This is a genomic window from Nocardioides sp. NPDC000445 (assembly GCF_040300245.1).
Classification (GTDB): domain Bacteria; phylum Actinomycetota; class Actinomycetes; order Propionibacteriales; family Nocardioidaceae; genus Nocardioides.
In genome coordinates, this window is the sequence record NZ_JBEPDH010000025.1 from 1 (window position 1) to 23,656 (window position 23,656).

General features: G+C 70.6%; 18 protein-coding genes. 5 read left to right on the top strand and 13 right to left on the bottom strand.

Annotation, left to right across the window (positions count from 1 at the left end; genetic code table 11):
* Positions 1-92: 92 nt before the first annotated feature.
* The 4 genes from ABT304_RS26510 to ABT304_RS26525 all read right to left on the bottom strand — a co-directional run bounded on the left by ABT304_RS26510 (position 93) and on the right by ABT304_RS26525 (position 5,704).
* Complete coding sequence (locus tag ABT304_RS26510) at positions 93-1,004, bottom strand: glycosyltransferase family 2 protein (RefSeq protein WP_350719805.1); 912 nt, start codon at positions 1,002-1,004, stop codon at positions 93-95.
* A gap of 10 nt (positions 1,005-1,014) precedes the next feature.
* Positions 1,015-2,655: a hypothetical protein gene (locus tag ABT304_RS26515; protein WP_350719807.1), complete on the bottom strand. Its 1,641-nt coding sequence runs from the start codon at positions 2,653-2,655 to the stop codon at positions 1,015-1,017.
* An 11-nt stretch (positions 2,656-2,666) separates the two neighbouring features.
* The gene (locus tag ABT304_RS26520; RefSeq protein ID WP_350719809.1) at positions 2,667-3,287 is read right to left on the bottom strand and encodes a hypothetical protein; all 621 of its coding nucleotides are present in this window, start codon (positions 3,285-3,287) and stop codon (positions 2,667-2,669) included.
* Between the two features lie 119 nt (positions 3,288-3,406).
* Positions 3,407-5,704, bottom strand: coding sequence for a phage tail protein (locus ABT304_RS26525; RefSeq protein WP_350719811.1), 2,298 nt, complete (start codon positions 5,702-5,704; stop codon positions 3,407-3,409).
* A gap of 179 nt (positions 5,705-5,883) precedes the next feature.
* On the opposite strand from ABT304_RS26525, the gene ABT304_RS26530 reads away from it, so the two are divergent.
* Positions 5,884-7,038 carry a right-handed parallel beta-helix repeat-containing protein gene (locus tag ABT304_RS26530; RefSeq protein WP_350719813.1) on the top strand — a complete coding sequence of 385 codons (1,155 nt, stop codon included), beginning with the start codon at positions 5,884-5,886 and terminating at the stop codon, positions 7,036-7,038.
* Here the strand turns inward: ABT304_RS26530 and ABT304_RS26535 are convergent.
* A complete protein-coding gene (locus tag ABT304_RS26535; RefSeq protein WP_350719815.1) occupies positions 7,025-8,509 on the bottom strand; it encodes a lipopolysaccharide biosynthesis protein in 1,485 nt (494 codons plus the stop codon). The two genes, ABT304_RS26530 and ABT304_RS26535, sit on opposite strands and share 14 nt — an antisense overlap.
* Positions 8,506-9,627, bottom strand: a complete 1,122-nt coding sequence (locus tag ABT304_RS26540; RefSeq protein WP_350719817.1) for a glycosyltransferase family 4 protein — start codon at positions 9,625-9,627, stop codon at positions 8,506-8,508. The genes ABT304_RS26535 and ABT304_RS26540 overlap by 4 nt, the downstream gene beginning before the upstream one ends.
* 170 nt (positions 9,628-9,797) lie before the next feature.
* Between ABT304_RS26540 and ABT304_RS26545 the strand changes: the two genes are divergently transcribed.
* Together ABT304_RS26545 and ABT304_RS26550 are read left to right on the top strand one after the other, a co-directional pair.
* The gene (locus ABT304_RS26545) at positions 9,798-10,565 is read left to right on the top strand and encodes a CDP-alcohol phosphatidyltransferase family protein (RefSeq protein ID WP_350719819.1); all 768 of its coding nucleotides are present in this window, start codon (positions 9,798-9,800) and stop codon (positions 10,563-10,565) included.
* Entirely contained in the window at positions 10,562-12,460 is a 1,899-nt protein-coding gene (locus ABT304_RS26550) for a glycosyltransferase (RefSeq protein ID WP_350719820.1), read from the top strand. The genes ABT304_RS26545 and ABT304_RS26550 overlap by 4 nt, the downstream gene beginning before the upstream one ends.
* Before the next feature lie 659 nt (positions 12,461-13,119).
* Here ABT304_RS26550 and ABT304_RS26555 read toward each other — a convergent pair.
* A complete protein-coding gene (locus tag ABT304_RS26555; protein ID WP_350719821.1) occupies positions 13,120-14,394 on the bottom strand; it encodes an HNH endonuclease signature motif containing protein in 1,275 nt (424 codons plus the stop codon).
* A gap of 500 nt (positions 14,395-14,894) precedes the next feature.
* On the opposite strand from ABT304_RS26555, the gene ABT304_RS26560 reads away from it, so the two are divergent.
* Positions 14,895-16,085: an MFS transporter gene (locus ABT304_RS26560; RefSeq protein WP_350719823.1), complete on the top strand. Its 1,191-nt coding sequence runs from the start codon at positions 14,895-14,897 to the stop codon at positions 16,083-16,085.
* On the opposite strand, the gene ABT304_RS26565 is transcribed toward ABT304_RS26560, so the two are convergent.
* Together ABT304_RS26565 and ABT304_RS26570 are read right to left on the bottom strand one after the other, a co-directional pair.
* The gene (locus tag ABT304_RS26565; protein WP_350719825.1) at positions 16,082-17,200 is read right to left on the bottom strand and encodes a DUF1972 domain-containing protein; all 1,119 of its coding nucleotides are present in this window, start codon (positions 17,198-17,200) and stop codon (positions 16,082-16,084) included. The genes ABT304_RS26560 and ABT304_RS26565 overlap by 4 nt on opposite strands.
* Positions 17,201-17,317: 117 nt before the next feature.
* Entirely contained in the window at positions 17,318-18,616 is a 1,299-nt protein-coding gene (locus ABT304_RS26570) for a glycosyltransferase family 4 protein (protein WP_350719827.1), read from the bottom strand.
* 152 nt (positions 18,617-18,768) lie between these two features.
* On the opposite strand from ABT304_RS26570, the gene ABT304_RS26575 reads away from it, so the two are divergent.
* Positions 18,769-20,151 (top strand): AMP-binding protein, encoded by a 1,383-nt coding sequence (locus tag ABT304_RS26575; protein ID WP_350719829.1) that lies wholly within the window; start codon positions 18,769-18,771, stop codon positions 20,149-20,151.
* Positions 20,152-20,317: 166 nt separating this feature from the next.
* Here ABT304_RS26575 and ABT304_RS26580 read toward each other — a convergent pair whose 3' ends face one another.
* From ABT304_RS26580 to ABT304_RS26595, 4 genes are read right to left on the bottom strand one after another with little or no spacing between them, the layout of a single operon-like run.
* Entirely contained in the window at positions 20,318-20,584 is a 267-nt protein-coding gene (locus ABT304_RS26580) for an acyl carrier protein (RefSeq protein ID WP_350719830.1), read from the bottom strand.
* Between the two features lie 33 nt (positions 20,585-20,617).
* Positions 20,618-21,820, bottom strand: coding sequence for a pyridoxal-dependent decarboxylase, exosortase A system-associated (locus tag ABT304_RS26585; RefSeq protein WP_350719832.1), 1,203 nt, complete (start codon positions 21,818-21,820; stop codon positions 20,618-20,620).
* Position 21,821: 1 nt separating this feature from the next.
* The gene (locus tag ABT304_RS26590) at positions 21,822-22,673 is read right to left on the bottom strand and encodes a GNAT family N-acetyltransferase (RefSeq protein ID WP_350719834.1); all 852 of its coding nucleotides are present in this window, start codon (positions 22,671-22,673) and stop codon (positions 21,822-21,824) included.
* Complete coding sequence (locus ABT304_RS26595) at positions 22,670-23,608, bottom strand: glycosyltransferase (RefSeq protein WP_350719836.1); 939 nt, start codon at positions 23,606-23,608, stop codon at positions 22,670-22,672. Before ABT304_RS26595 ends, ABT304_RS26590 begins: the two co-directional genes overlap by 4 nt.
* Between the last annotated feature and the right edge of the window lie 48 nt (positions 23,609-23,656).

The window sequence follows — 23,656 nt, forward strand, 5'->3', positions numbered from 1 at the left end:
CGAGACCAACACGGTCCCATCGAGCGCGGATAGGACCGTGTTGGTCTCGACACGCCTCCGCCTAGCGGCTCCGGCGGCTCGACCAGCGAAGGCTAGCGGGCGTACTCGGCTACGTGGGAGCCCCAGGCGCCGCGGAGCATGCCCACGCCCCGGAGAAGAGTACGGGTGCCGCGGGCGTGGTGGGCCAACGAGCCGGTGAGGCGGCCGAGGACGATGCGGGAGGATCCGCCCAGAACTCGGATGAGACCGCGGGCAGTGGCGCGCAGCCTGGCGATCGGACGACGCCCGGGAGGCGCGAGATAGACCTGCACGCGGGAGTCGGAGTTGCCGATGCGGGACGCGCGGGCGCTCACCCAGGCCCGGGTCGCCCGGTCAGCAGGCACCAGGTCGCGGACGGGAGCCTCGTCGCACCACACGATCCGTCCACCGGCAGCTGACAGGGTGCGGGTGAAGACGGTGTCGGAGCCGCCCGACAGGCCGAAGCCGAGGTCGAAGCGGAGCGCGCCGACCTGAGCCATGTCGAGGAGCAGGTTGTTGGTCGCTGCGGTGGTGACGACGGTGCCGGTGGCGTGCCGCAGACGTACGAAGAAGCCACCCGCGGTGATCCAGGGATCAGGCTCTGCAGCGAAGGTGGAGAGAACCGGCCCGACGACGGCCGCGGCGCCCGTCTGCTCCCAGCACGCGAGCAGGGTCGCCAGCCACTTCTCCGAGGGCTGCTCGTCGTCGTCGATGAACACGACGACTGCGTCGGGACCGGCCTCATCAAGCGCCCGGTTGCGAGCGGCGGCGATGCCGGGGGTGGGCTCGTGCACATACCGCACACGTACGTCTCCCCCGGCCGCCTCGGCCACAGCACCAGACGCGCTCGGCTGCTCGTCGTTGTCGACCACGAGCAGCCGGGCACCAGGAACCAGATCGAGCTGGGCCCGGAGCATGCCGATGGCCTCGGCCAACCCCTCGGGGCGCCGATAGGTGAGCATGCATACCCAGACCGGCCTCGTCATTCCACTGACTTCACTTGATCGTGACCGTCACCCAGTCGGAGCGGGAGATGTTGCCGAGCGGGTCCACTGCCTCGATCTTGTACTTCTGCGCCGAGCCACTGGCGCGGCCGGTGTCGGTGAAGGTCATCGCGGTGTGCTTCCAGAACGGTGCGGAGACCTTCACGGTCTTGATCGGCGTGGAGTCGAGCGACCCGCGGTAGAGCTTGTAGGTGACGGTCGCGTTGTCCTTGTCGGGGTTGCCCGGCCACTTCAGCGTGGCCTTGCCCGCCGACGGCGAGGAGCCGGTCAGGGCCCACTTCGCGCCCTTCAGCGTCGGGCCGACCTTGTTGGGCGCGATGTCCTTGACGGCGAACCGCACCAGGCCCTGCTGGGCGACGCCGTTGACCTTGAGGAACTCACCGCCGTACAGCACGTAGCTGGCGTTCGCGGTCACGGTCCAGGTCGACTGCTTGGCGCTGGTGTAGGTGCCGTTGGTCCACTTGGGGTACCACTCCAGGAACTCCGGACGCGGGGTGCCGGGGTGGTCGGGGTAGCCGTACTTGTCGTCAGCGATGTTGGTGCCGCGTACGTCCTGGGTGGTGGCGGTGGCGTGGTACCAGGCCCGCGGCTTGGTCTCCGGGAAGCCACCGGAGGTGTCGCAGCCGTGCTTGTGGCTGGCCTGGTAGACGACAGCGGAGGTCGGCCAGACGGCGTAGGTGTCGCCGTGGCAGTCCTCGAGCCAGGTCAGCTTGCCGGTGGCCCAGCCGGCCTTGAAGGAGCCCTCGGAGTTGCCGCCGCTGCCGTAGTCGTAGCCGGTGCCGTAGAAGCTGGTGCCGTCGGACTCCAGGGAGAGGATCGCCGCCTCGGTGCCGCCGTTGCGGATCTCGGAGTTGACCGGCAGTGCCAGCGACTTGCCCGAGGAGACCTCGATCCGGGCCAGACCGTAGCCCGGGTTGGAGGAGCCGTTGACGCTGGTGAACGCTCCGCCGATCACGATCTTGGTGCCGTCGGAGGAGGCGACGATGTCGTTGACGTTGCCGCCGGCGAGCTTGGGGTTCATCGGCAGCAGGCCGGTGCCGGTGTCGCCGGGCTTGACGGCGGCCACCTTCGTCCGTGCCGTGTTGTCGGCGGAGGTGAACACGCCGCCGTAGAAGACCGCGCTGGAGGTGACCGCGACCGCGTTGGTGGTCGAGTTGAAGATCGGCCGGAAGCTGGTGACCTTCCCGGTCGCGAGGTCGATCGCCGCGCCCCGGTAGCGGTTGACGCCGTCGACCTGGGTGAAGCCGCCCGCGACGTAGAGGAGCTTCTTGTCGGGCGAGAGCGCCATGTCCTTGACCTGGCCGTTGAACTTCGGCGCGAAGGTGGTGATCAGCTTCCCGGTCGAGAGCCGGTAGGCGAGCATGTGGGACCGCGGTGACTCACTGGTGCCGGCCGCGGCTCCGGCCGGGCGCGCCGAGGTGAAGTTGCCGCCGACGTAGACGATGTCGCCGACGATCACCTGCTTCCAGGCGACGCCGTTGATCTGCACGGTGGGAAGTACGTCGGCAGCGACGGTCTTCGGCAGGTCGGGATCGGTCGGCGCGGTGTCCGCGGATGCGGAGGTCGTCGCCAGGGTCAGGCTCGTTGCCACGAGCGCCAGCACAGCCAGGATCGGCTTCATCACATCTCTCATCGTGGGGAGGGTTATCGCTGGGGACGGCCCTTGAAGACCACCACGTCGGCGCCGTTGCCCAGATCGAGCTCGACGCGTACGGGGCGGGCTTCCTCGGGGATCTGGAAGACGTAGACGCCCTTGGCGGACTCGCCGTCGGCGACCGAGGCCGGGAACGGCACCTCGCCGTCGGAGGCGACGCTGACCGCCGGGGTGCGCTCGGGCCCGTAGTAGGCGTTGACCACACCGAGCGCCAGGTCGAGCTTCTTCCCGGTCTGGTTCTTCACCTTCACGGTGATCGCAAGCGCAGGGCCGCCGATCTCGCCGGGCAGGCTCGCCGTGGCCTGGACCGAGTCGATCCTGGCCAGCCGCGCCGTCACGCCCGGGGCCGAGGTCGCCTCGGCCTTCAGGCCGACCGCGCGGTTGTCGCCCGACGGCTTTCCCGGCTCCGACTCCTCCGACTCCTCCGACTCGGAGGACTTCTCCGACGGGGTCGCCGTCGAGGAGGGCGCCGCGGCCACCGTCGAGTCCGACCCGGGGTCAGCCGGGCCGGACGGGTGACGCACGATGAGCACGACCGCGACGCTCACCAGGACGAGGGCAGCGACGGCTGCCGCGACGTACATCCTCGAGCGCGGGACTTGACTGAGCATGGGGGATCTTCCGCGGGCGGGTCGGACAAAGGCATCGATTCAAAGACGTTGGATTAAAGCCCAAGCCGGACGCCCGTGGGGGGATCCGGACGCCTACTCCCCAAGATCGGGTATGCCTCCTACGGCTCGATCACCTTCAGGTCGTCGTAGCCGACCAGGACCGGCGTCGTGCCGATCGTCGAGGCGCCGAAGCTGCGCAGCATGACCCCGCCGGCGACCTGGTTCGCGAGGGTCGAGTCGGAGAGCTCGTACGTCCAGCCCGACGGCTCCGCGGAGCCCGCCGGCCACACCTTGGTGCGCACGGTCGCCGGGGCGGTGCCGGTGACCTGGAGGCGGACCTTCAGCCGGTCGCCGGGCGCGACGCTCAGGCCCGGGACGACGTTGGCGCCGACGACCGGGGTGCCGCTGCGTACGAGATGGATGCCGACGGTGCCGTCCGGGTTGAACCGGAGCCGCGAGGCGTAGTGGTTGGTGCCGGAGACGCGGGCGCCGAGGATCGACCAGACGTAGCCCGCGTCGGGCAGCCGGGAGGCTCCGACGCTGACGGTCGCGTCGACGTCGGTCGCCGAGACCTCCTCGAGCCGGGACTCGGTTGTCCCACCCGGGGTGACCGAGTGCCAGCCGCGACCCTCGGAGACCGAGAAGTTGCCGGCGGTGCCGGTGGTGCGGGTCCAGGTGCCACCGGTCTCGGCCGTGCCCCAGCCGCTCGCCTCGGCACGTCCGAAGGTGTCCTCGGCCACGATGCCCTCGGCCGGAGGTGCCGGCTCGCCGGCGACGTCGACGGTGACCCACTCGGTGGGCGACTGGTTGCCGAAGGCGTCCTCGGCGATGACACGGTAGCTCTGGGTGGTGCCCGGCGGCGCCGCGGTGTCGAGGAAGCTCTGCGTGGTCTGCTTCCAGAACGCCGCGGTGACAGGCTTGGTGTGGATCGGGGCGACATCGGTCGAGCCGCGGTAGACCTTGTAGGTCACCGTCGCGTTGTCCATGTCGGCGTTGCCGGGCCAGGTCAGCTTGACCTGGCCGTCGGCCGGCGAGGTCGCGGTGAGCCCGAACTCCGCGCCGGACATGGCCGGACCGACGTCGTTGGGGGCGATCGTGTCGACCGCGAATCGCGCCAGACCCTGCTGGGCGATCCCGTTGATCTTGAGGAACTCGCCGCCGTAGACGACGTAGTCGGCGTTGGCCGTCACCGTCCAGGGCGCCTGGTTGGCACCGGTGAAGGTGCCGGGGGTCCACTTCGGGTACCACTCCAGGAACTCCGGGCGCGGCGTGCCGGGGTGGTCGGGGTAGCCGTAGATGTCGCGGGTGTTGGTGCCGCGTACGTCCTGGGTGACCGCGGTGGAGTGCTGGAAGCTGCGCGGGCTGGTCTCCGGGAAGCCGCCGGAGTTGCCGCAGTAGTGCTTGTGGCTGGCCTGGTAGACGACGTCTGCGGTCGGCCAGATCGAGTAGGTGTCGCCGTGGCAGTCCTCGAGCCAGGTCAGGCTGCCGGTGGCCCAGTCGGCCTTGAAGGTGCCCTCGGAGTTGCCGCCGCTGCCGTAGTGGTAGCCGCTGCCGTAGAAGCTGCTGCCGTCGCTCTCCAGCGAGAGGACCGCGGAGTTGCTGCCGGCGTCGCGGAACTCGGAGTTGACCGGCAGCGCCATCGAGGCACCGTTCGCGACCTTGATCCGGGCCAGGCCGTAGCCCGGGTTGGAGGATCCGTTGACCCGGGTGAAGTTGCCACCGATCACGATGTCGGCGCCGTCGGGCGAGACCACGATGTCCTGCACGGAACCGTTGGAGACCGTCGGGTTCATCGGCAGCAGCTGGGTGCCGGTGTCGCCGGGCCGGACCGCGGCCAGCTTCGTACGCGCGGTGTTGTCGGCCGAGGTGAACACGCCGCCGTAGTAGACCGCGTCGGCGGTCGCCGCGACCGCGTTGGTGGTCGAGTTGAAGATCGGGCGGAAGCTGGTCAGCGCCCCGGTGGCCAGGTTGATCGCCGCGCCGCGGTAGCGGTTGACGCCGTTCACCTGGGTGAAGCTGCCGGCGACGTAGAGCAGCGTCTTGTCGGGCGAGAGCGCCATGTCCTTGACCTGGCCGTTGAAGCTCGGCGCGAAGCCGGGGATCAGCTCGCCGGTCGAGAGCCGGTAGGCCAGCATGTTGGACCGCGGCGTCTCATCCGTCCCCGCCGCAGCGCCGGCCGGGCGAGCCGAGGTGAAGTTGCCGCCGACGTAGACGATGTCGCCGACGATCACCTGCTTCCAGGCGACCCCGTCGATCTGCACCGTCGGGAGTACGTCGGCCGAGACCGTCTCCGGCAGCTCCGGGTCGACCGGAGCCGTGTCCGCCGTCGCCCCTCCCGACATGACCAGGCTGCTCACCCCGAGAACAGCTGCGACTGCCCCCGCCGCCAGCAGACGCCACTCGTGAATCCGCGTCATCATCCATCCCTGCGCAAGGCGGCCACCTCGGCCGCGACACGGCAGTGTCGCGGACACACACGGTCATCCGCCCGTCAATCGCGCTTCTGATCCCCTGAATCGGGTATGTGTGGGGACGCAAGCACCCAACGCTCGCAAACTGCATGGTTCAGGGGGCAGACTCCCACACCATCAGTTGGATGCAGAGTCCACAGGAAGGCGTACGTCTCTTGGCTGTCCCGTCCCGGGTCCTCCTCCTCGGTATCTCCACGGTCGCCACCGTGGTCGCGCTGGGCTCGACCTACGCGCTGACCTCCGGCCCCGCCGAGGAGCCCACGCCGCGTGCGGAGAGGAACTACGGCGATCTGCCGCCCGACGACTTCGGCGGACCGGTGACGCTGACGCCATCCCCTTCGCCGTCGGTCTCTCCCTCTGCGTCCTCGACGCAGACGGCCAAGCCCTCGGAGGGCGCGGACCCGAAGAAGCGGCCCACGGACTCGGCGAAGCCGAACCGTTCCGGCGACCGCCCGGGCGAGCAGGGGCCACGCGAGGGCGAGCCGCTCAGCTCACCACCCGCGGGCGGCGCTCCGGCGTCCGGGGACACCGGCGTACCTCCGAAGAAGAAGCTGCGCGTCCACCGCGGCGACCTGATCATCAGGACCCCCGGGAAGGTGGTCGACGGCCTGGAGGTGCACGGCCGGGTCAGCGTCGAGGCGCCGAACGTGACGATCCGCAACACCAAGGTGATCGTGCCGACCGGCTCGGAGACCGCCGGGATCTCCAACAACAACGGCAACGGCGCCGGGATGCTGGTCAGCAACGTCGAGGTGCTGGCCGAGAGCGCCGCACCGGGCGTCAACGGCGTGGTCGGCCGCGACTTCACCCTGGAGGACTCGGAGATCCACCACGTCACCGACCAGGTCCACATCACCGGCAGCAACGTGACGGTGCGCGACAACTGGTTCCACGACAACTACCACTTCGAGCGCGATCCCTACCAGGGCGGCGGTGCCTCCCACGACGACTCGATCCAGATCATCGGCGGCAGCAACATCACGATCGCGGACAACCGCTTCACCGGCGCCTACAACGCCGGTGTGCAGATCACTCAGAGCATCGACGACGTCAACGGGGTCACGATCCGCGACAACCTCCTCGGCGGAGGCGGCTGCACCGTCAACATCGCCGAGAAGGGCCGGGGCCCGATCCGTGGCACGGTGATCCGCGACAACCGGTTCCTCAGCGACCAGCGCATCGACGGCTGCGCGATCATCCACCCGTCCTCGACGAAGATCACCCACTCCGGCAACGTCTGGGACGACTCCGGCCGCCCGGTGGCCCTCAGCCGCGGCTGACCTTCCGCGCCAGCGCGCCCCTCACGGTCACCACCAGCGACAGCACGTCGCGCCGGATCGGCGGGACGAGCAGAAGCAGTGCGTACGCCGCGGCCCCGGCCACCACGCAGACGGGCACCGTCACCGCGGGGTGCTGCCCGTGGAGGGCTTCGGCGGTGACGTACGCAGCGGCGGCGACCGACCCGGCGACGGTCAGGATGCGGGCGGCACCGAGGTAGAGCGGGCCGACGCGGAGGCGGGTGCGGCGGGAGATCCACCACAGCGACAGCGGCCACTCCAGGAGATGGGCGGTCGCGTAGCCGACCGCGACGCCGGTGATCCCGTACTGCACCCCGACGAGCACGCAGACGACCTTCAGGACGGAGGCCACCAGGGTGTAGTGGCGCAGCTCGGTGGTCAGCCCGTGGGCGAGATAGACCCAGTAGCCGACGTAGGCCAGCGTCTGGAACAGGCCGGCGCAGGCGAGCAGGGCGAAGACACCGGCGACGTCCCAGCCGGGTCCGAGGAAGAGAGCGCAGACCGGTGCGGCGGCGCCCGCGACCAGGCCGAGCCCGGCGCCGAGGCTGTAGCCGAGCGCGACCTGGCCGCGCTGCACGAACCGCTGGGTCAGCGCCGGGTTGTCGCGGATCCGGCTCAGCACCGGCAGCGCCACGGTCGTGGTGGGGCCGCGCAACTGGACCAGTGGGTTCATCAGCAGCTGCCACGCGCGGTTGTAGGAGCCGAGCTGGTCGGCACCCAGGCGGGTGCCGATGAGCACGGAGTCGATGTTGCTGGCGGCGTAGTTGATCAGCTGGGTTCCGGCCAGTGACCAGCCGAAACGCAGGAACCCGCCCATCTCCACGCCGCGCCGCGGGCGCCCGGGGAGCCAGCCGGCGAACGCCGCGACGGCGACCAGGGCGACCGCGCCCTGGACCAGCTGCTGGACGACGAGGGCCCAGTAGCCGGCGCCGTTGGCTGCTGCGTACGCCGCGATCCCGAGGGCCAGCAGCGGCGCCAGGGTGGTGGCCACGGCGAGCCTCGCGAAGAGCATCCGGCGGGTGAGGTCGGCGCGGTACTGCGCGCCCATGCCGTTGAGGACGAAGATCCCCGCCATCGCGGCGGTCAGGGCTGTCAGGGCCGGCTCGTCGTAGAGGGCGGCGACGAGCGGGGCGGCCGCGATGACGACGAGCGCGAGGCCGACGCCGAGGGCGGTGTTGAGCCACCACAGGTTCGACTGCTGCGCCCGGGTGAGCACCTTGGCCTGGATCGCGGCGGTCGAGAGCCCGAGGTCGCGGAAGATCTCGGCGACCGCGACGACCGCCAGCACCATCGCGACCAGGCCGTAGTCCCGAGGGCTGAGCAGCCGCGACAGCACCGCGACGGAGGCGACCTGGACCAGGATGCGTACGCCCTGGCCGCCGAGCACGACCATCCCGCCGCGCGCGGCGCTCCTGCCCAGGCCCCTCTGTGAGGTCTGCTCCTCCAGGCTCACCCGAGGACCTCGGCCGCGATCTCCTCGCGGTAGCGCTCGGCGCCGAAACGCTCCTCGGCGTCCTTGCGTCCGGCGGCGGCGAGCTCGGCGGCGAGAGCGGGATCGGTGGCGAGCCGCTGGATCGCGCCGGCGAGGTCGTTCGCGTCATCGGGGGTCACGAGGAGGCCGGTCTCGCCGTGGATCACGATCTCGGCCAGGCCCTGCACCCGGCTCGCGATCAGCGGGCGCTCGGCGAGCAGTGCCTCGACCGCGACGTTGCCGAAGGGCTCGACGCGCGAGGGCACCAGCACGACGTCGGCCTGCTCGAGCTCGCCCGCGGGCTCGGCGACGTAACCCAGGAACTCGACCGAGCCCACCAGATCGGCGTCGGCCGCCCGGTCGCGGAGCTCCTGTTCGAACCACTCATAGCCCGCGAACACCGACCCGCACACCCGCAGCCGCGCGTCGATCCCCCGGCGGCGCACCTCGGCGAGCGCCTCGAGGGCCACGTCGGTCCCCTTGCGCGGCGAGAGCCGCCCGACCAGCACCAGCCGCAGCGTCTCGTTCGGCCTCCGGCTGCGTGCTGCCGCCACGGACTCCGGCCCCGGGACGCCGTTGTAGACGACGGTCGTACGCCGCTCCAGCACCTTCACCGTGTGCGTGAGGACGTCGCGGGATGCCCGCGAGTTGGCCACCACACGGGTGGCCAGCAGGAGCGGAGCGGTCAGGGCGAGGCGTACGGGCTTCGGCTGGTCGTCCTCGGCCTCGTGCACGTGACAGACGACGGGGACGCGGGCCGCGCGCGCGACGACGATCCACCACGGGATCGTCACGGTGTTGACCAGCAGCCGGCTCGGCCGGACCTGCCGCCACAACCGCGCCACACGGACCCAGAAGACCATCAGCGCCGCGGCCAGCCGGACCAGTCCGACGGGGCTGAGGTAGGCCTTGCGCAGCACCGGGAAGGCCATCACCTCGACGCTCGCGCCGGCGGCCTCGAGCAGCGGGAGGAGCGGCCCGCGATCGGGTACGACGACGGTGATCCGCTGTCCCGCCTGGTGCAGCCCACGCACCGTCTCGACCAGCTGAAGATCGGAGCCGTAGACGTCCGGCGACGGGTGGGCGACCAACAAACGCATGATGGGCAACGGTATGTCACCGGGACGGCCCGGGCCGAAGGTCCTGACAAAGTCCTACCCAGATCTGGGGAGTGGACGCGCTTCGTGCCCTACGACGATCGAGGGTCACCTAAGGTCCGCATGTCCAACCCTCCCCCACGTATGCACGTATGAGCGAAGCAGGATCGAGCATGGCCGCGACCGGCGCCGAACGCGCCTCAGCCGGGTTCCGTGCACATCTGGAGGCGCTGGCTCAGGCACAGAAGCCCTCGCTCAACACCGCGGCCTACTCGCGGCTGGTCAACCGGCCCGCCGGCCGGGTCGTCGCCGCGGCCGCGCACACCATCGGCGCGAGCCCCAACCAGGTGACGGCGGTGAGCGCGACGCTCTCGGCGGCCGGCCTGGCGGTGCTCGCGCTGGTCGAGCCGCGCTGGTGGACCGGGATCCTGGTCGCGGTGCTGCTGGCCGCGGGCTATGTGCTCGACTCCTCCGACGGGCAGCTCGCCCGCCTGCGTGGCGGCGGGTCGCGCTCGGGCGAGTGGCTCGACCACACCATCGACTGCTTCAAGACCGCCAGCCTGCATCTGGCGGTGCTGGTGTCCTGGTACCGCTTCGGTCCGGTCACCGACGGCTGGCTGCTGGTGCCGCTGGGCTTCGAGGTGGTTGCCGTGGTGACGTACTTCGGGCTGATCCTGATGCCGACGCTGCGCCCGGCCCCTGTGACCGGGCCTCCCGGATCGCCCGCATCGGTCCACGAGAACCCGCTGCGCAAGTGGGCGCTGCTGCCGATGGACTACGGCGCGCAGTGCTGGATCTTCGTGCTGCTCGGCTTCGGGGCGCTCTTCACCTGGGTCTACGCCCTCGTCTTCGTCTGCAACGCCGCAGCGCTGGCCATCGCGCTGCGGAAGTGGTGGCGTGAGCTGCGCGTGCTCGACGGCTCGGTCGAGGTCTCGTCGTGAGCGAGCTCTCCCGTCTGGCCGTGGTGGTGGTCAGCTATGGCGATCCCGCCCTGCTGGAGCGGCACACGACCCAGGTCGCCGCCGCGCTCGGGCTCGCGAGGATCGTCGTCGTCGACAACCACTCGACCGACGCCCATCGCGACGCGGTCCGGCAGCTCTGCGCCCGCGAGGGCTGGACCGGCGTCTTCCCCTGCACCAACACGGGCTTCGGCGCCGGCTGCAACCTGGGCGCCGCGGTCGCGCTGGCCGAGGGCGCCGAGGTGCTGCTCTTCCTCAACCCGGATGCCACGATCGAGGCGGAGTCGGCCGTACGCCTCATGGCCGCTGTCGAGGCCGAGCCGCTCCTGCTCGCCGGGCCGACGGTGCTCGGCCCGGACGGCGAGGTGGCCTCCGCGGGTCTCGATCTCGGCCTGGACACCGGGGTGATGCGCCCTTGGCGGCGCCGCTCCGAGCACCCGGGGGCCGAGACGCTCCCGTGGGTCACCGGCGCCTGTTTCGCGGTCACGCGTGAGCTGTGGGAGCGGCTTTCCGGCTTCGACGAGCGCTACTTCCTCTACTGGGAGGACGTCGACCTGTGCGCGCGGGTCGAGGCGCTCGGCGGCCGGGTCGCGGTCATCGAGGGGGCCACGGCGATCCACTCCGGCGGCGGCACCCAGCGCCTGGAGGGTGCCCGCGCCAAGTCGCCGGCCTACTACTACTTCAACATCCGCAACCGCGCCCTCTTCGCGCGGACCTGGCTCAGCCCGGAGCGGCAGCGGGCCTGGCGTCGCGGGGCGGTCGGGGCTGCGTACGAGATCCTGATGCGAGGTGGCCGCCGACAGCTCCTGCACCCGATACGACCGGTCTCCGCGGTCCTGCGCGGGCTGCGGGACGGGCGCCGCGACCGCCCGGTCCGGGTCCTAGAGTCGGCCCGGGAACTGCGCGCGACGACCAACCCCTACATCGTCCAGCTCATCGAGACCCTGGAGCGGCGCGACGACACCGAGGTCGTGCTGTTCGGCTTCGCCCGGGCGATCGTTGGCCGCTACGACGTCTTCCACGTGCACTGGCCCGAGCTGCTGGTGACGTCGGCACGTACGCCGCTGCGCCGGCTGGCCCGCCGCCTCCTCACCACCGCGTTCATCACCCGTCTCCGGCTGACCCGGACCCCGGTCGTACGCACCTGGCACAACCTCGTCCGGCCCGACGGCCTCAGCCGCTGGGACCACCGGCTCCTCGACGCCCTCGAGCGCCGCACCCGGCATGTCATCCGGCTCACCGACCAGACCGCTCCCCCGCTCGACGTACCGACCTCGACGATCGTCCACGCCCACTACCGCGACTGGTTCGAGCCGGCGACCGAGGCACTCGAACCCATCGAGCAGGACGACAGGCGGGTGCTCTACTTCGGCCTGATCAAGCCCTACAAGGGCGTCGAGCAGCTCCTGGAGGCAGTAGCCGACAGCCCCGAGGCAGACCTCGACGTACGCCTCGTCGGCTCCCCCTCCGACCCCGCCCTCGCCGACCGCGTCCGCGCTGCCGTAGCCGCCGACGCCCGGATCAGCGCCGACCTGAGCTACGCCGACGACCCCACCCTGGCCGCCGAGATCGCCGCCGCCACGTTGGTGGTACTGCCCTACAAGGCCATGCACAACTCCGGCGCCCTCCTGCTCGCACTCTCCCTCGACACCCCGGTCCTGGCCCCCGACAACGAGGTCAACCGTCGCCTGGCCGAGGAGGTCGGCGAAGGCTGGCTCCATCTCTTCGAGGGCACCCTCACCATCGAGGACCTGGAGCGTGCGCTGAAGGCCGTCACCGCCAATCCGCCGGCTGGTCGTCCCGGTCTATCGGCGCGCGAATGGCCGGAGTCGGCCTCGCTCCACGCTGCGGCGTTTCGGGCTTCGTTGTATCCCTAGATCGTCGCGACGCTGGATTTCTTGGGTGGCGACGAGACGGGGTTGTACGTCGTCGACCGTCGGTCGTCGGCTGTTGCTGGGTGGTTGGGGTTTGCCGCCGACCCGTTCTTGGAGGGTGTTCTCGTCGAACCCCGGAGTCAAGGACGGCCTTCGGCCGCCGACTTCGCCGGTCGCCTTCGGCGATCCTTGACACCGGGATCCGTCGAGAATTTTGGCTGGCTATCGGGTCGGCGGCGGGGTCTGGCGCAGCGGATTCAGTTGGGTGCGGGGTTGGGGGCTGTGGCCGGTCGTGTGCGGGCGGATCGTGCCTCGTGGGTGCCTATGGCAGTGGGCGCGATCTTGTGAATGGTTCACAAGCGGGCCGTTGTTCTTGACCGGGTCGGGTTCGGTGGCGGCGGGGTAGCGCGTTTCCCACCGATCGGGAGAACTCCCCACGACCGCGCAGGTTCCCCATCCTCCGGATCGTGGGGAACCTTCACTGCAGTGGGGAAGTGTCCCCGCCAGCAGGGAACGGCGCGAGCGGAGTCCAGAAAAAGCTGACCCGAACACTCGTCGGGCACCAGGACGGGCGGCTTCGGCAAGAGCTGAAACCGAGTCGGTGGTTGGAGTCGTCAGGCCCGAGAGGCAGGACCCGGGTGAAGCGATTCCCGCCCCGCCGGTTAGGGGCGACGAGTGAACCTGATGGTCCCATCGGGTAGTCGCTCATGGGTATAGCCGGGTGCGTGGGCGAGGCGGTGATGATGCGGGCAAAGCAGCGCCCCGTCCTTCAGATCCGTCTTCCCGCCGGCGGCCCACGGGTCTAGATGGTGGGCATCGCACCATTCCGGTGGCATGTCACAACCCTCGGCCTGGCAACACTTCTGCTGCAACCGGAGCGCCTTGCGCTGGATCGGCTGGAAGAACCTGCTGCCCCGGCCTGCGTCGAGAACCTCACTGTCACCGCCGAGGACCCAGGGGATGATGGTGGCGTTGCACGCCAACTTGCGGGCCTCCGCAGCGGAGATCGTGGCCCCGTTGGTCTCGTCATAGCCCAGGGTCGCGATCCCGAGGTCCTTGCGGAGCTCCTCAAGGCTGATCACCACGTTGATGGTGGTCGCATCCCCGCCATGGCGGGGCAGGGCGGCCGGGTCGACGGTCTCCAACAGCCGCGAGAAGCCCTGACCCATCAACCGTTCCCACGGCGGCAACGGAGCCCCCTTGGCGACGAGCTGTTGTTTGCGGGGCTGGGCCCAGGCCTCGACCAGCCGCTTGAACCGCATCCCGATCGAGGTCGGCAGGACGCCGTCGAAGCCGACGGTGCCGTCGTGGTTGTCCCATACCCGTAGCGCGGTCTTCTGCTGAGCACGCTCTTCCTCGGCCAGGAGTGCTTTGGCCTCAGCCTCCTCGAACCGGGCGGGGTCGATCTCACGCAGGATCCGTCGTCCGACGATCCGGAGCTCGTTCGCGGTCAACCGGGTGGCGTAGTCAACGAGGAGCTTCTCGGCGAGGACCAGGTCTTCGCTGCTGGCGACCGGGTCGGTCTCGATCTTGTCGAGCGCCTGGGTGATCACCCGGGCCTTGTCCTGGGACACCACACCTTCGGCAAGGCCATCAGCAACGAGGCCGTACTTGGTCACCGCGGCCGCGAGCTTGATCTGCGACCGTGCCACGGCCTTGTCGACGAGCAGCTCGGCCCGCATCCACCCGGAGGCGTCCTTGGCGCCGGTCTCCTCGGCGATATCACCGGCCGCGGCGAGCACTCGCAGCTTCAATGCGGCTTGTTGGGCTTGGAGTTTCTCCAACCGCTCGAGGAGGTCCTTCTTCTGCCCGGTGCGCCAATAGGCGGGATCGGTCGAGAGGAGGTCGTGGAGGGCGGTCTCGATGGCGGCCAGGGCAGCGTCGATCGCGTCGCCGGGGTTGGTGCCCCAGTGGTCGATGTCGCGGCCGAGACTCATCGCTGTCCTCTCCTTCAGAGGTGTGCTGTGATGGGTCTGATTCTACGCTTTCACTCGCTCTGAATCCACTTATTTTCCCAGTTCAAACACCATTTTCGCGGTGAGCGAACGACCTAGCACCTGTGGATGGTAAGTGGCCCGAAGGGCCACCCTCACACCCGCTCAACGCCAACCCAAACGCGCAAGATTCCGCTGCGCCACACCCGGGCCGCCGCCCCGATAGCCAGCCAAGTTTTTTCTCGACGGGCCCCGGTGTCAAGGACCGCGAAGCGGCCGGCGAAGCCGGCGGCCGAAGGCCGTCCTTGACGCCGGGGTTCGGCGAGAAGACCCTCAAAGCAAGGGTCGGCGGCCCCGACCACCCTCCGAGCGAAACGTCCCGGCAGGGAGAGCCCTCGGCACCCCAAACCAGCGAAGCAACCGTGTTGGTCTCGACACGCCTCCGCCCAGCGGCTCCGGCGGCTCGACCAGCGGGAACACCAGTCCTTTACTAACCTGACAGCGTGCCCCCAGACCCCACACGCCCACCATTGTGGATCTCGGTCGCCTCGTTCGTGAGCAGCTTCGACCGGTTCGTGGTGAGCCCGATCCTGGTCCTGGTCGCGGCGACGTTCGAGGTCTCCGTGGGGCAGGCGGTGGCGATCGCGAGCGGCTACTACCTGGCGTACGGCCTCAGCCAGCCGCTGTGGGGTGCGCTCTCGGACAGGTTCGGAAGAGTCCGGCTGATGCAGGGGGCGCTGGTCGGGGCGGGGATCGCGGGACTCGTCTCGGCGGCGGCCCCGAACCTGATCACTCTCGTCGTGGTGCGAGTCGTCGCGGGAGCGTTCTTCGGGGCGATCGTGCCGACCTCACTGACGTACGTCGGGGACACCGTCTCCGCGACCCATCGGCAGCGGGCGCTCTCGGACCTGATGGCCGCGATGGCGGTCGGGACCGCGCTGGCCGCAGCGGCCGCGGGGATCACCGGACAGCTGGCCGGGTGGCGGGTCGTGTTCGCGGTGCCGGCGGTCGTGGCGCTGATCAGTGCCTGGGGCCTACGCTCGCTGGCGGAGCCGCCACGCGCGACGAACCAAGGAGTGGGGGCGTCGTTCCGGGCGGCGCTGAGCAACCGCTGGGTAGTGGTGGTCGGGCTGCTCGTCTTCGTCGAGGGCGGCCTGGTCCTGGGCGTACTCACCCTCCTCGCCCCTGCCCTGCAGGCTCAAGGTGTCGACGCGGCGCGAGCGGGGCTGGCGGCCGCTGCGTACGGCATCGCGGTCCTGCTCTCCTCGCAGGTCCTCAAGGCTCTCACCAGAAGGCTCCCGCGCTGGGCACTGATGGCGATCGGAGGCGTCGCTCTGACCGCCGGGTACGCCGCCGCGACCGTGACGGTCTCGGTGCCCACCATCGTCGGCATCGTCGTGATGCTCGGGATCACCTGGGCGTTCCTGCACACCTCGCTGCAGACCTGGGCCACCTCGATCGTCCCCGAGGCGCGTGGCACCGTCGTCGCCTGCTTCGCCGCGTCGCTCTTCATCGGCAGCTCCATCGCCGCCGTCATCGCCGGGCCGGCCGCGGACCACAACCAGTGGCACACCCTCTTCACGGCCTGCGCCGTCACCGCCGCGGTCCTCACCGTCGCCTGCGTCCTCGCGTACCGCGCCTACACCGCCCGTGAGACGGCACCGAGAGGCGCGGACATCGCCACCGACGTCTAGGAGCGCAGGTGGGCGCGGATGAGCTGCTCGTACTGGTCGGTGATCCGGCTCCAGGTGAACTCGGCGGAGTGACGGGCGCGGGCGTGGCCGGACAGCGACGCCGCCAGCTCGGGCTCGGACAGGAGCCGCTCCAAGGCCGCGACGATGCCCGCCTCGTCGGAGAAGTAGAGAGCGGCTTCGCCGGCGACCCAGCGGTTGTAGCGGTTGTCGTGCGCGATCACGGCGTTGCCGCAGCCGAGCGCCTCGACCAGGGACGGGTTGGTGCCGCCGACCTGATGACCGTGGACGTACGCCGCGGAGTGGAAGCGCAGGGCCGAGACGATGTCGGTGTCGTAGATCGCACCGAGGAAGACGACCTCGTCACTGGCCGCCTCCAGGACGGCGCGCTGGTAGTCGTCGGCGGGGTCGTAGTCACCCAGGACGACCAGCTTCCGGCCCCAGCGGCGACTGGAGAAGGCCCGGACGACCTCGAGGATGCTGTTCTCCGGCACCGGCCGGGCGACCACGGTGAGATACGAACCCGGCTCCAGCCCGTGGTCGAGCACTGCCCACTCGGGAGCGTCGACGACGCTGGGGGCGCCGTAGGCGATCGTGGTGATCTTCTCGGCCGGCACCCGGGTCGCCAGGTGGCGCGCGATCTCGGGGTGGTCGGCGATCAGGTGGTCACCCAGCCAGCAGGCTGCCCGCTCCTGGGTCCACAGGAACGCCTTCTCGGGGCCCGACCAGCGGGCCCGCTTCCACTCGATGCCGTCCATGTTGATGATGTTGGGGACGCGGCGGGAGCGCAGCACCGCGTTGAGGGCGCCGGTGTTGTAGCCGAACGTCACGCACACGCTGCCGTCGACCTCGGCCTCCCGGGCTGCGTGCCGCACCGCGCCGACATCGAACTCGATCGTCCCGCGCGGGCCGTCGTGCCGGGCCGGCACGTGGACGCGCTCGATGCCCTTCCACGAGTCGATCCGAAGATCCGCGTGCGGCTCGTCGTCCTGGCAGTAGACGACGACTCGCCAGCCGCGGTCGACCAGGTCCAGGCCGATGTTCTCCACCGCGGTCTCGAAGCCGCCGTGGGCCGCGGGCACGCCACGGGTGCCGAGCATCCGTACAGTGGGGGTCACGTGGGGTTGACTCCTAGTTTCTAGGAGCCGATGGCTCCTATTTTCAGCACAAGGAGCCATCCAAGGGGATCCGCAGGAGCAGCGGTCCCGAAGTAGGGGTCATATACCCCAAATCGGTTACGTCACCGCAGGTCCGCGGGTGAGCACGAACTGGCGCAGCGCGTCGGGGTCGTCCAGATCGACGTACTCGAACCCGTCGACCGCCGCCGGCGCCTCGCCGATCGCGCACATGGAGTCGTAGACCTGCACGTACGCCGCCGACTGCGGGCCCCAGTCGAGCACCTTCGCCGCGCGCTCCCGCGCCCGCAGGGCCAGCTCGACCCGGAGCTCGGGATCGTCCAGCAGCGACTCGACCGCGTCGGTGAACGCGGCCACGTCCCCGGAGGGAACGAAGAGGGCGGCGTCCTCGGCGGAGACCCGCGTCTCGACCAGGTCGAAGGAGACCGACGGCAGGGCGTACGCCATGTACTCCATGGTCTTGTTCATCGTCGAGACATCGTTGAGCGGCGTCTTCAGGTCAGGACACAGGCCGATGGCGGCGGCGCTGAGGTGCTGAGCGATCAGCGCCGCACCGGCCCGGCCGGTGAAGGTGACGACATCGTCGAGGCCCAGCTCGGTGCAGCGCCGCTTGAGATCCTCGAGGCAGTCGCCGAAGCCCATCAGCACCGCGTCGACATCGCGGCGGCCGCGACGGTGGACGAGCTCCTCCATCACCTCCAGCACCGTGTCGACGCCGTCCTGGGGACCCATGATCCCGAGGTAGACCAGGGTGTGGCGGTGGGCGTGGGGCTCCGGGTCGTGCGGCCGCACCGGACGCATCACCGAGGTGTCCGGTCCGCTGCGGACCACGGTCACGTCCTCGGGAGCCATCCCGCCGCGGGTGATCGCGACCTTCCGGTAGGACTCGTTGGTCGAGATGACCTGGTCGGCGGTGGCGTACGTCTGCTTCTCGAGCCAGCGCAGCGCAGCCAGCTGGGCGCGACCGGACAGGGACGTCGGGGTGCCGAACCGGGAGAGGAAGAGCTCGGGGTTGAGGTCGTGCTGGTCGAAGACGAACCGGACGCCACGGCGCTTCCAGATGCGAGCCAGCAGCCAGTAGGTGTCGGGCGGGTTGCACGCCTGCATGATCGCGAACGGACGGTCCCGCCAGACCTTGTTGGCCAGCAGCGCCGTACGGATCCAGCAGTAGACGAACTCGAGCAGGTAGCCGAGCACGCCGCGGGCCTGCGGCGCGGGCCGGTACTTGTAGATGCGTACGCCGCCGAGCTGCTGGCGCCCGGGATCGCCGGGGCCCTTCGGGCAGATCACGCTGACCTCGTAACCGCGCGCGACCAGCGCCTGGCACTCCAGCCAGACACGTCGGTCCAGCGGCACGGGGAGGTTCTGGACGATGATCAGCACGTGCGTCTTTGCCACGCCATGTCTCTGCTGGGCTGCGTTGACCATGTGAGAAGCGTTGAGGGTGCCGAGACCGGCTTGTCGGGCATGCGCGGCATATCCCCGAATCCGGGGATCGTGCGTGGCGACGCCGGTACCGGAGCGGCCGGCGGCTCCTAGCCTCGCATCCTGTGAACCCGCTGGCCGCGCGAATCCGATCCGTACGCACCCGACCCCGGTCGCAGGCCGTGATCGCGGACCGGCGTGCGTCGGTGGGTGCGGACGCGCTGGTCGGCGCGGCCGAGGAGCTGCGGCTGGCCCTCGTCGCGGCCGCCGGTGTCCCGCGGCCGCTGGTCGCGGTGTCGCTGCCGCTGTCCACCGACGCGGTCGTCGCGCTCGTGGCCGCGATCCTCGGTGATCTCTCGATCTGCTTCGTGGACCCGTCGGCGGCCGAGGAGCACCGCCGGTCCCTCCTCCAGGCGCTGCATCCCGACGTGGTGCTCGACCGGTCGGGGATCCGGGCCGTCGCCTCGTCGTCCTCCCGCGGGTCCCTGGAGGCCGGGTACGTCGCGATGTCCTCCGGCTCCACCGGCGGTGGCCCCAAGGGCGTGCTGTCGTCCTGGGCCGGCATCGACGCCTTCGTCCCGCACGGCGCGGCCGCGCTCGATCTCGACGCCTCCTCGGTGTGGGCCGAGGTCTCGCATCTCTCCTACGACCTGGCGATGACCAACCTGCTGGTCGCCCTGGCCGCAGGCTCCTCCCTCCACCTCTCCGGTTCGCTGGGCGACCGGCTCCGGCCGCTCGGCTTCTGCGCCCGCGTCGAGGCGACGCACCTGCGGCTGGCTCCTCGCTTCATCGACCTCGCGGCCGCCGAGCGCGTCGACGGAGCCCCGCGGAGCCTGCGGGTCTGGGGCTCCGGCGGCGACCGGCTCTCCGCCGCCGACGCCCAGCGCGTCTTCGACCTCGGGGTCGCGACGGTCGTCAACACGTACGGCACCAGCGAGACGATCGGCTTCGCCAGCGCCGCCCGGTTCGATGCCGGCGACGACCTCCATGCGGTCCACGGCGCGGTCGGCATCGGGCGTGGGGCGGTCGGGGCGTGGCGTACGTCGTTGCTCTCCGAGGCCGCGGACATGCTGGCCATCGAGTCGCCGCACCTGCCCGGCGGCTATCTCTTCGGCAACCCGAACGGCGAGTTCCCGCGCTGGGAGAGTCCGGAGCAGGTGCTCACCGGCGACCTCGGCGCCCGGCGCGGCGAGGAGCTCTTCTGCCTGGGCCGCGCGGGGCGTCGGGTGAAGCGCAGCGCCAGCTTCGTCGACCTGGACGCGCTCGACGCCGAGGTGAAGCAGGCCTTCGGCCTGGCCACCTACACCGCCGCCACCCCCGAGGGCGGCCTGGTCAGCCTCGTCGAGGGTCCTGAGGCTCACCTGGACGACCTCCGCCGGCGGCTCCCGACGGTCCTGCGTCCCGACTCGGTCCCGGACGTACTCGTCCCCGTCGCTCAGCTTCCCCGCCTCGGCAACGGCAAGATCGACCAGGCCGCCGCTCAGCTCCTCGCTGCCACCGCTGGTTGAGCCACGCTGGTCGAGCCACGCTAGTCGAGCCACGCTGGTCGAGCCGCGAGCGCCAGCGAGCGTGTCGAGACCAACACAGTCCCCTCGAGCGCCAGGTGACCGTGTTGGTCTCGACACGCCTCCGCCTAGCGGCTCCGGCGGCTCGACCAGCGGGGCCGACCAGCGATCAACCGATCTGCGCGCGCACGTACTCCGCCAAGGACCCGACGGACTCGAAGACCTCGGCGTTGATGTCGTCCTCGTCCATCTCGAACCCGAAACGTTCCTCCAGGACGGTGATCAGCTCGACGAGGGCGAGCGAGTCGAGCTCGGGCAGGGAGCCGAAGAGCAGGGTGTCCGCGCTCAGCGTGCCGGCGCTGTGATCGGTGCCGATCACCTCGGTGATCGCCTCGCCGACCCCGTCGAGGGTGGCTTCGGTGGTGTCGATGGTCATGGGGACTCCTTCGGGTTCAACGGGTTCAGGGGCTCAGACGAGGACTTCGAGCGGCGCCGGGTGGCTGAGGAAGGCGGTGGGGCTGGCGGTGAGGCCGTACGCCCCGGCCTGGTGGACCACGACGAGGTCGCCCACCTCGGCGCGCGGCAGGCTCACCTTGTCGCCGAGCAGGTCCAGGGGCGTGCAGAGGCAGCCGACGACCTGCACGGTCTCCTCCACAGCCTCCGCATCACCAGCAGCGGCGGCGACCGAGATCGGGTAGTTGCGGCGGATGACCTGGCCGAAGTTGCCGGAGGCGGCGAGCTGGTGGTGCATGCCGCCGTCGACGATCAGGAAGGTCTTGCCGCGGGAGATCTTGCGGTCGACGACCCTGGTCACATAGACCCCGGCCTCACCGACCAGATAGCGGCCGAGCTCGATGACGACCTGCGCGGACGGCAGCGCAGGACGTACCCGGGTGGCGAGCAGCTCCTCGAGGCGCGACCCGACCAGCGCGAGGTCGAGAGGCTGGTCCTGGGTGTAGTAGGGGATGCCGAAGCCGCCGCCGATGTTGAGGTAGGTCATCGCCTCGGGAAGGTCGCCGGAGAGGCGCAGGACCAGGTCGACGGTGCGTTCCTGAGCCTCCGCCAGAATCGACGCGTGCAGGTTCTGGGAGCCTGAGAAGACGTGGAATCCGGCCACCTCGACGTCGCGGTCGTGCAGCGTCTTGAGCAGCAGCGGCACCGTCTCGGCGTCGACCCCGAACTGCTGGGCGCCGCCGCCCATCCGCATCCCGGAGCCCTTGACCTCGAAGTCCGGGTTAACGCGCACCGCGACCCGCGGCCGGATCCCGAGCCGTTCGGCGGCCTCGACCAGACGGTCGGCCTCGAGCGGCGACTCGATCTCGACGAGCACCCCGGCCGCGACGGCCTGGGTCAGCTCGGCGACCGACTTCCCCGGTCCCGCGAAGCTCACCTCGCCCGGCGCCATCCCGGTGTCGAGCGCCACCCGCATCTCCGCTCCCGAGGCGACGTCGAGCGCGTCGACCGTGCGCGCCAGGTGCTGCACCACCGCGGGCATCGGGTTGGCCTTGACCGCATAGCTCAGGTGCACGTCCCCGGGCAGCGCCTCGCGCAACGAGGCGACCCGGGCGTCGATCGCGGCCCGGTCATAGGCGAAGAACGGCGTCGAGCCGACCCTCTCTGCCAGCAGCCGCACGGGTACGCCCCCGACGGCTATGGCCCCGACGTTCGGCATCTCACCACTCCAGACATGTCAGCTCGCTGTACAGGTAGTCGACCCGCGCCGGGTCGAGGGCGTCGCTGCGCAGCATCTTCGGCCGCGACCGCGAGAGCCGGTAGGAACCGCCCGGGGCCCCGCCCGCGACCCGGTGCTCGACCAGGGTCGCCGCGGCGCCGTGCTGGGTCAGCAGGTGCGAGGCCAGCCGCGGCGCGTGCCGCCGGAGCAGCTCCGGGTTGCTCGCGTAGAGGACCGAGGCGAAGGCGCGTACGCCCTTGCGGGTGTCCTTGCGGGCCACGACGTAGCAGTGCTCGGAGCTGGTGCTCAGCACCACGTGCCGGGCCGCCGCCGCGGCCCGGTGGTCGGCGTAGAGGTCCCGCTCCGCGCCCTGCAGCACCGAGTCCAGTACGTCGGGACGACTGCTCACCCGCACCCCACGCCCCGGCAGCGCCACCGCTGGGACCAGCGAGGTGGTCGTGTCCAGGTCGGTGAACTTGAGCTTCCGGTTGAGCGCGATCACGTTGCCCGAGGGCGAGAAGTCGGTGAACTCGTAGCCGGGCTGCTTGAGCAGCGTGGTCAGCAGCCGCAGCCCCTGGTGGCGGTGGCTGTCGAGGACGCACCAGGCGCCCAGGTTGCAGATCTGGAGCGTCTCCGAGCCAACCCGACGCTCGGAGTAGTAGGCGAGATAGGCGCCGACCACCCGCTCCCCCTCGGCGAGGAAGAACCCGTGGTTGGGCTGGGGTACGTCCCACGGCACCCGCAGCGCCTGGGTCCACTCCAGCTCCTGGACGCGCGGGTTCAGCTGCTCGTGCAGGAACGCCGAGACGGCCGGGAGGTCCTCGGCGGTGATCGGGGCGAGCACGGCCTTCATGCGCTCGCCACCCACTCCGGCCCACGCGGGGCGCTCATCCGGCGGGGGCTGACCAGGGTGCGTACGGCACGCCGCGACGTCTGCTTCCCCAGCAGCGCCCGGCTGCACTCGCGGGCCAGCACCATCAGCCAGTACGCAGCCCCTTGGACCCGCCCGCGACGGACCGTGAAGAGGCGTACCCGGTTGGCGACCAGGAGTGCCCACAGCCCCGGTGAGGTGGTGGACTCGCCCCCGAGGTGGACGGCGCGGGCCGCGGGCGCGAACCGCACCCGGAAGCCCCGGTCGCGGGCGCGCAGGTGGAACTCGGTCTCCTCGGAGTAGAGGAAGTAGGACTCGTCCCAGGGGCCGCACGCGCGCCAGCACTCGGCGCTGATCAGCTGCGTCGACCCCTCGGCCCAGTCGGTGTCCTGGCCGCGCTCGTACTCCGCCGGGTCGGCCACGATCTCCCCCGCCCACCGGACCCGGCCGGCGCGGTTGGCGCCCACCACGGCGTCGGCGAAGGCCCGCACCAGGCTCGGCGCGCCACGCATCGACTCGATCAGCCGGCCCTCGGCGTCGACCAGCCGGGGCACGGCCACGCCGACCCCGGGCACGAGCTCGCGCGCGAGCGCCGTGGCACAGCCCGGCTCGAGACGTACGTCCGGGTTGAGCACGAGCACCGCGTCGACGTCCGCATCCGCGGCGAAGGCGGCCGCGACACCCGCATTGATCCCGGCGGCGTAGCCGCCGTTGCGTCCGGTCTCGACGACGGTCGCGTCCGGCGCGAGGCGGCGCGCGGTCGCCACGGTGTCGTCGGCGGAGGCGTTGTCGGCGACCACCAGCCGCCACCCGAGCCCGGCGAGCCCACCCGGCAGAGAGCCGACGAGATCGGCCAGCAGGTGAGCGCTGTTGTAGGTCACCACCACGACGGCGACGGTGCGGATGGGGAGCGACACGTCACGAGTCTCAACGGCGTCCACCCCCGTCGGAGCCGCCTCCCGACC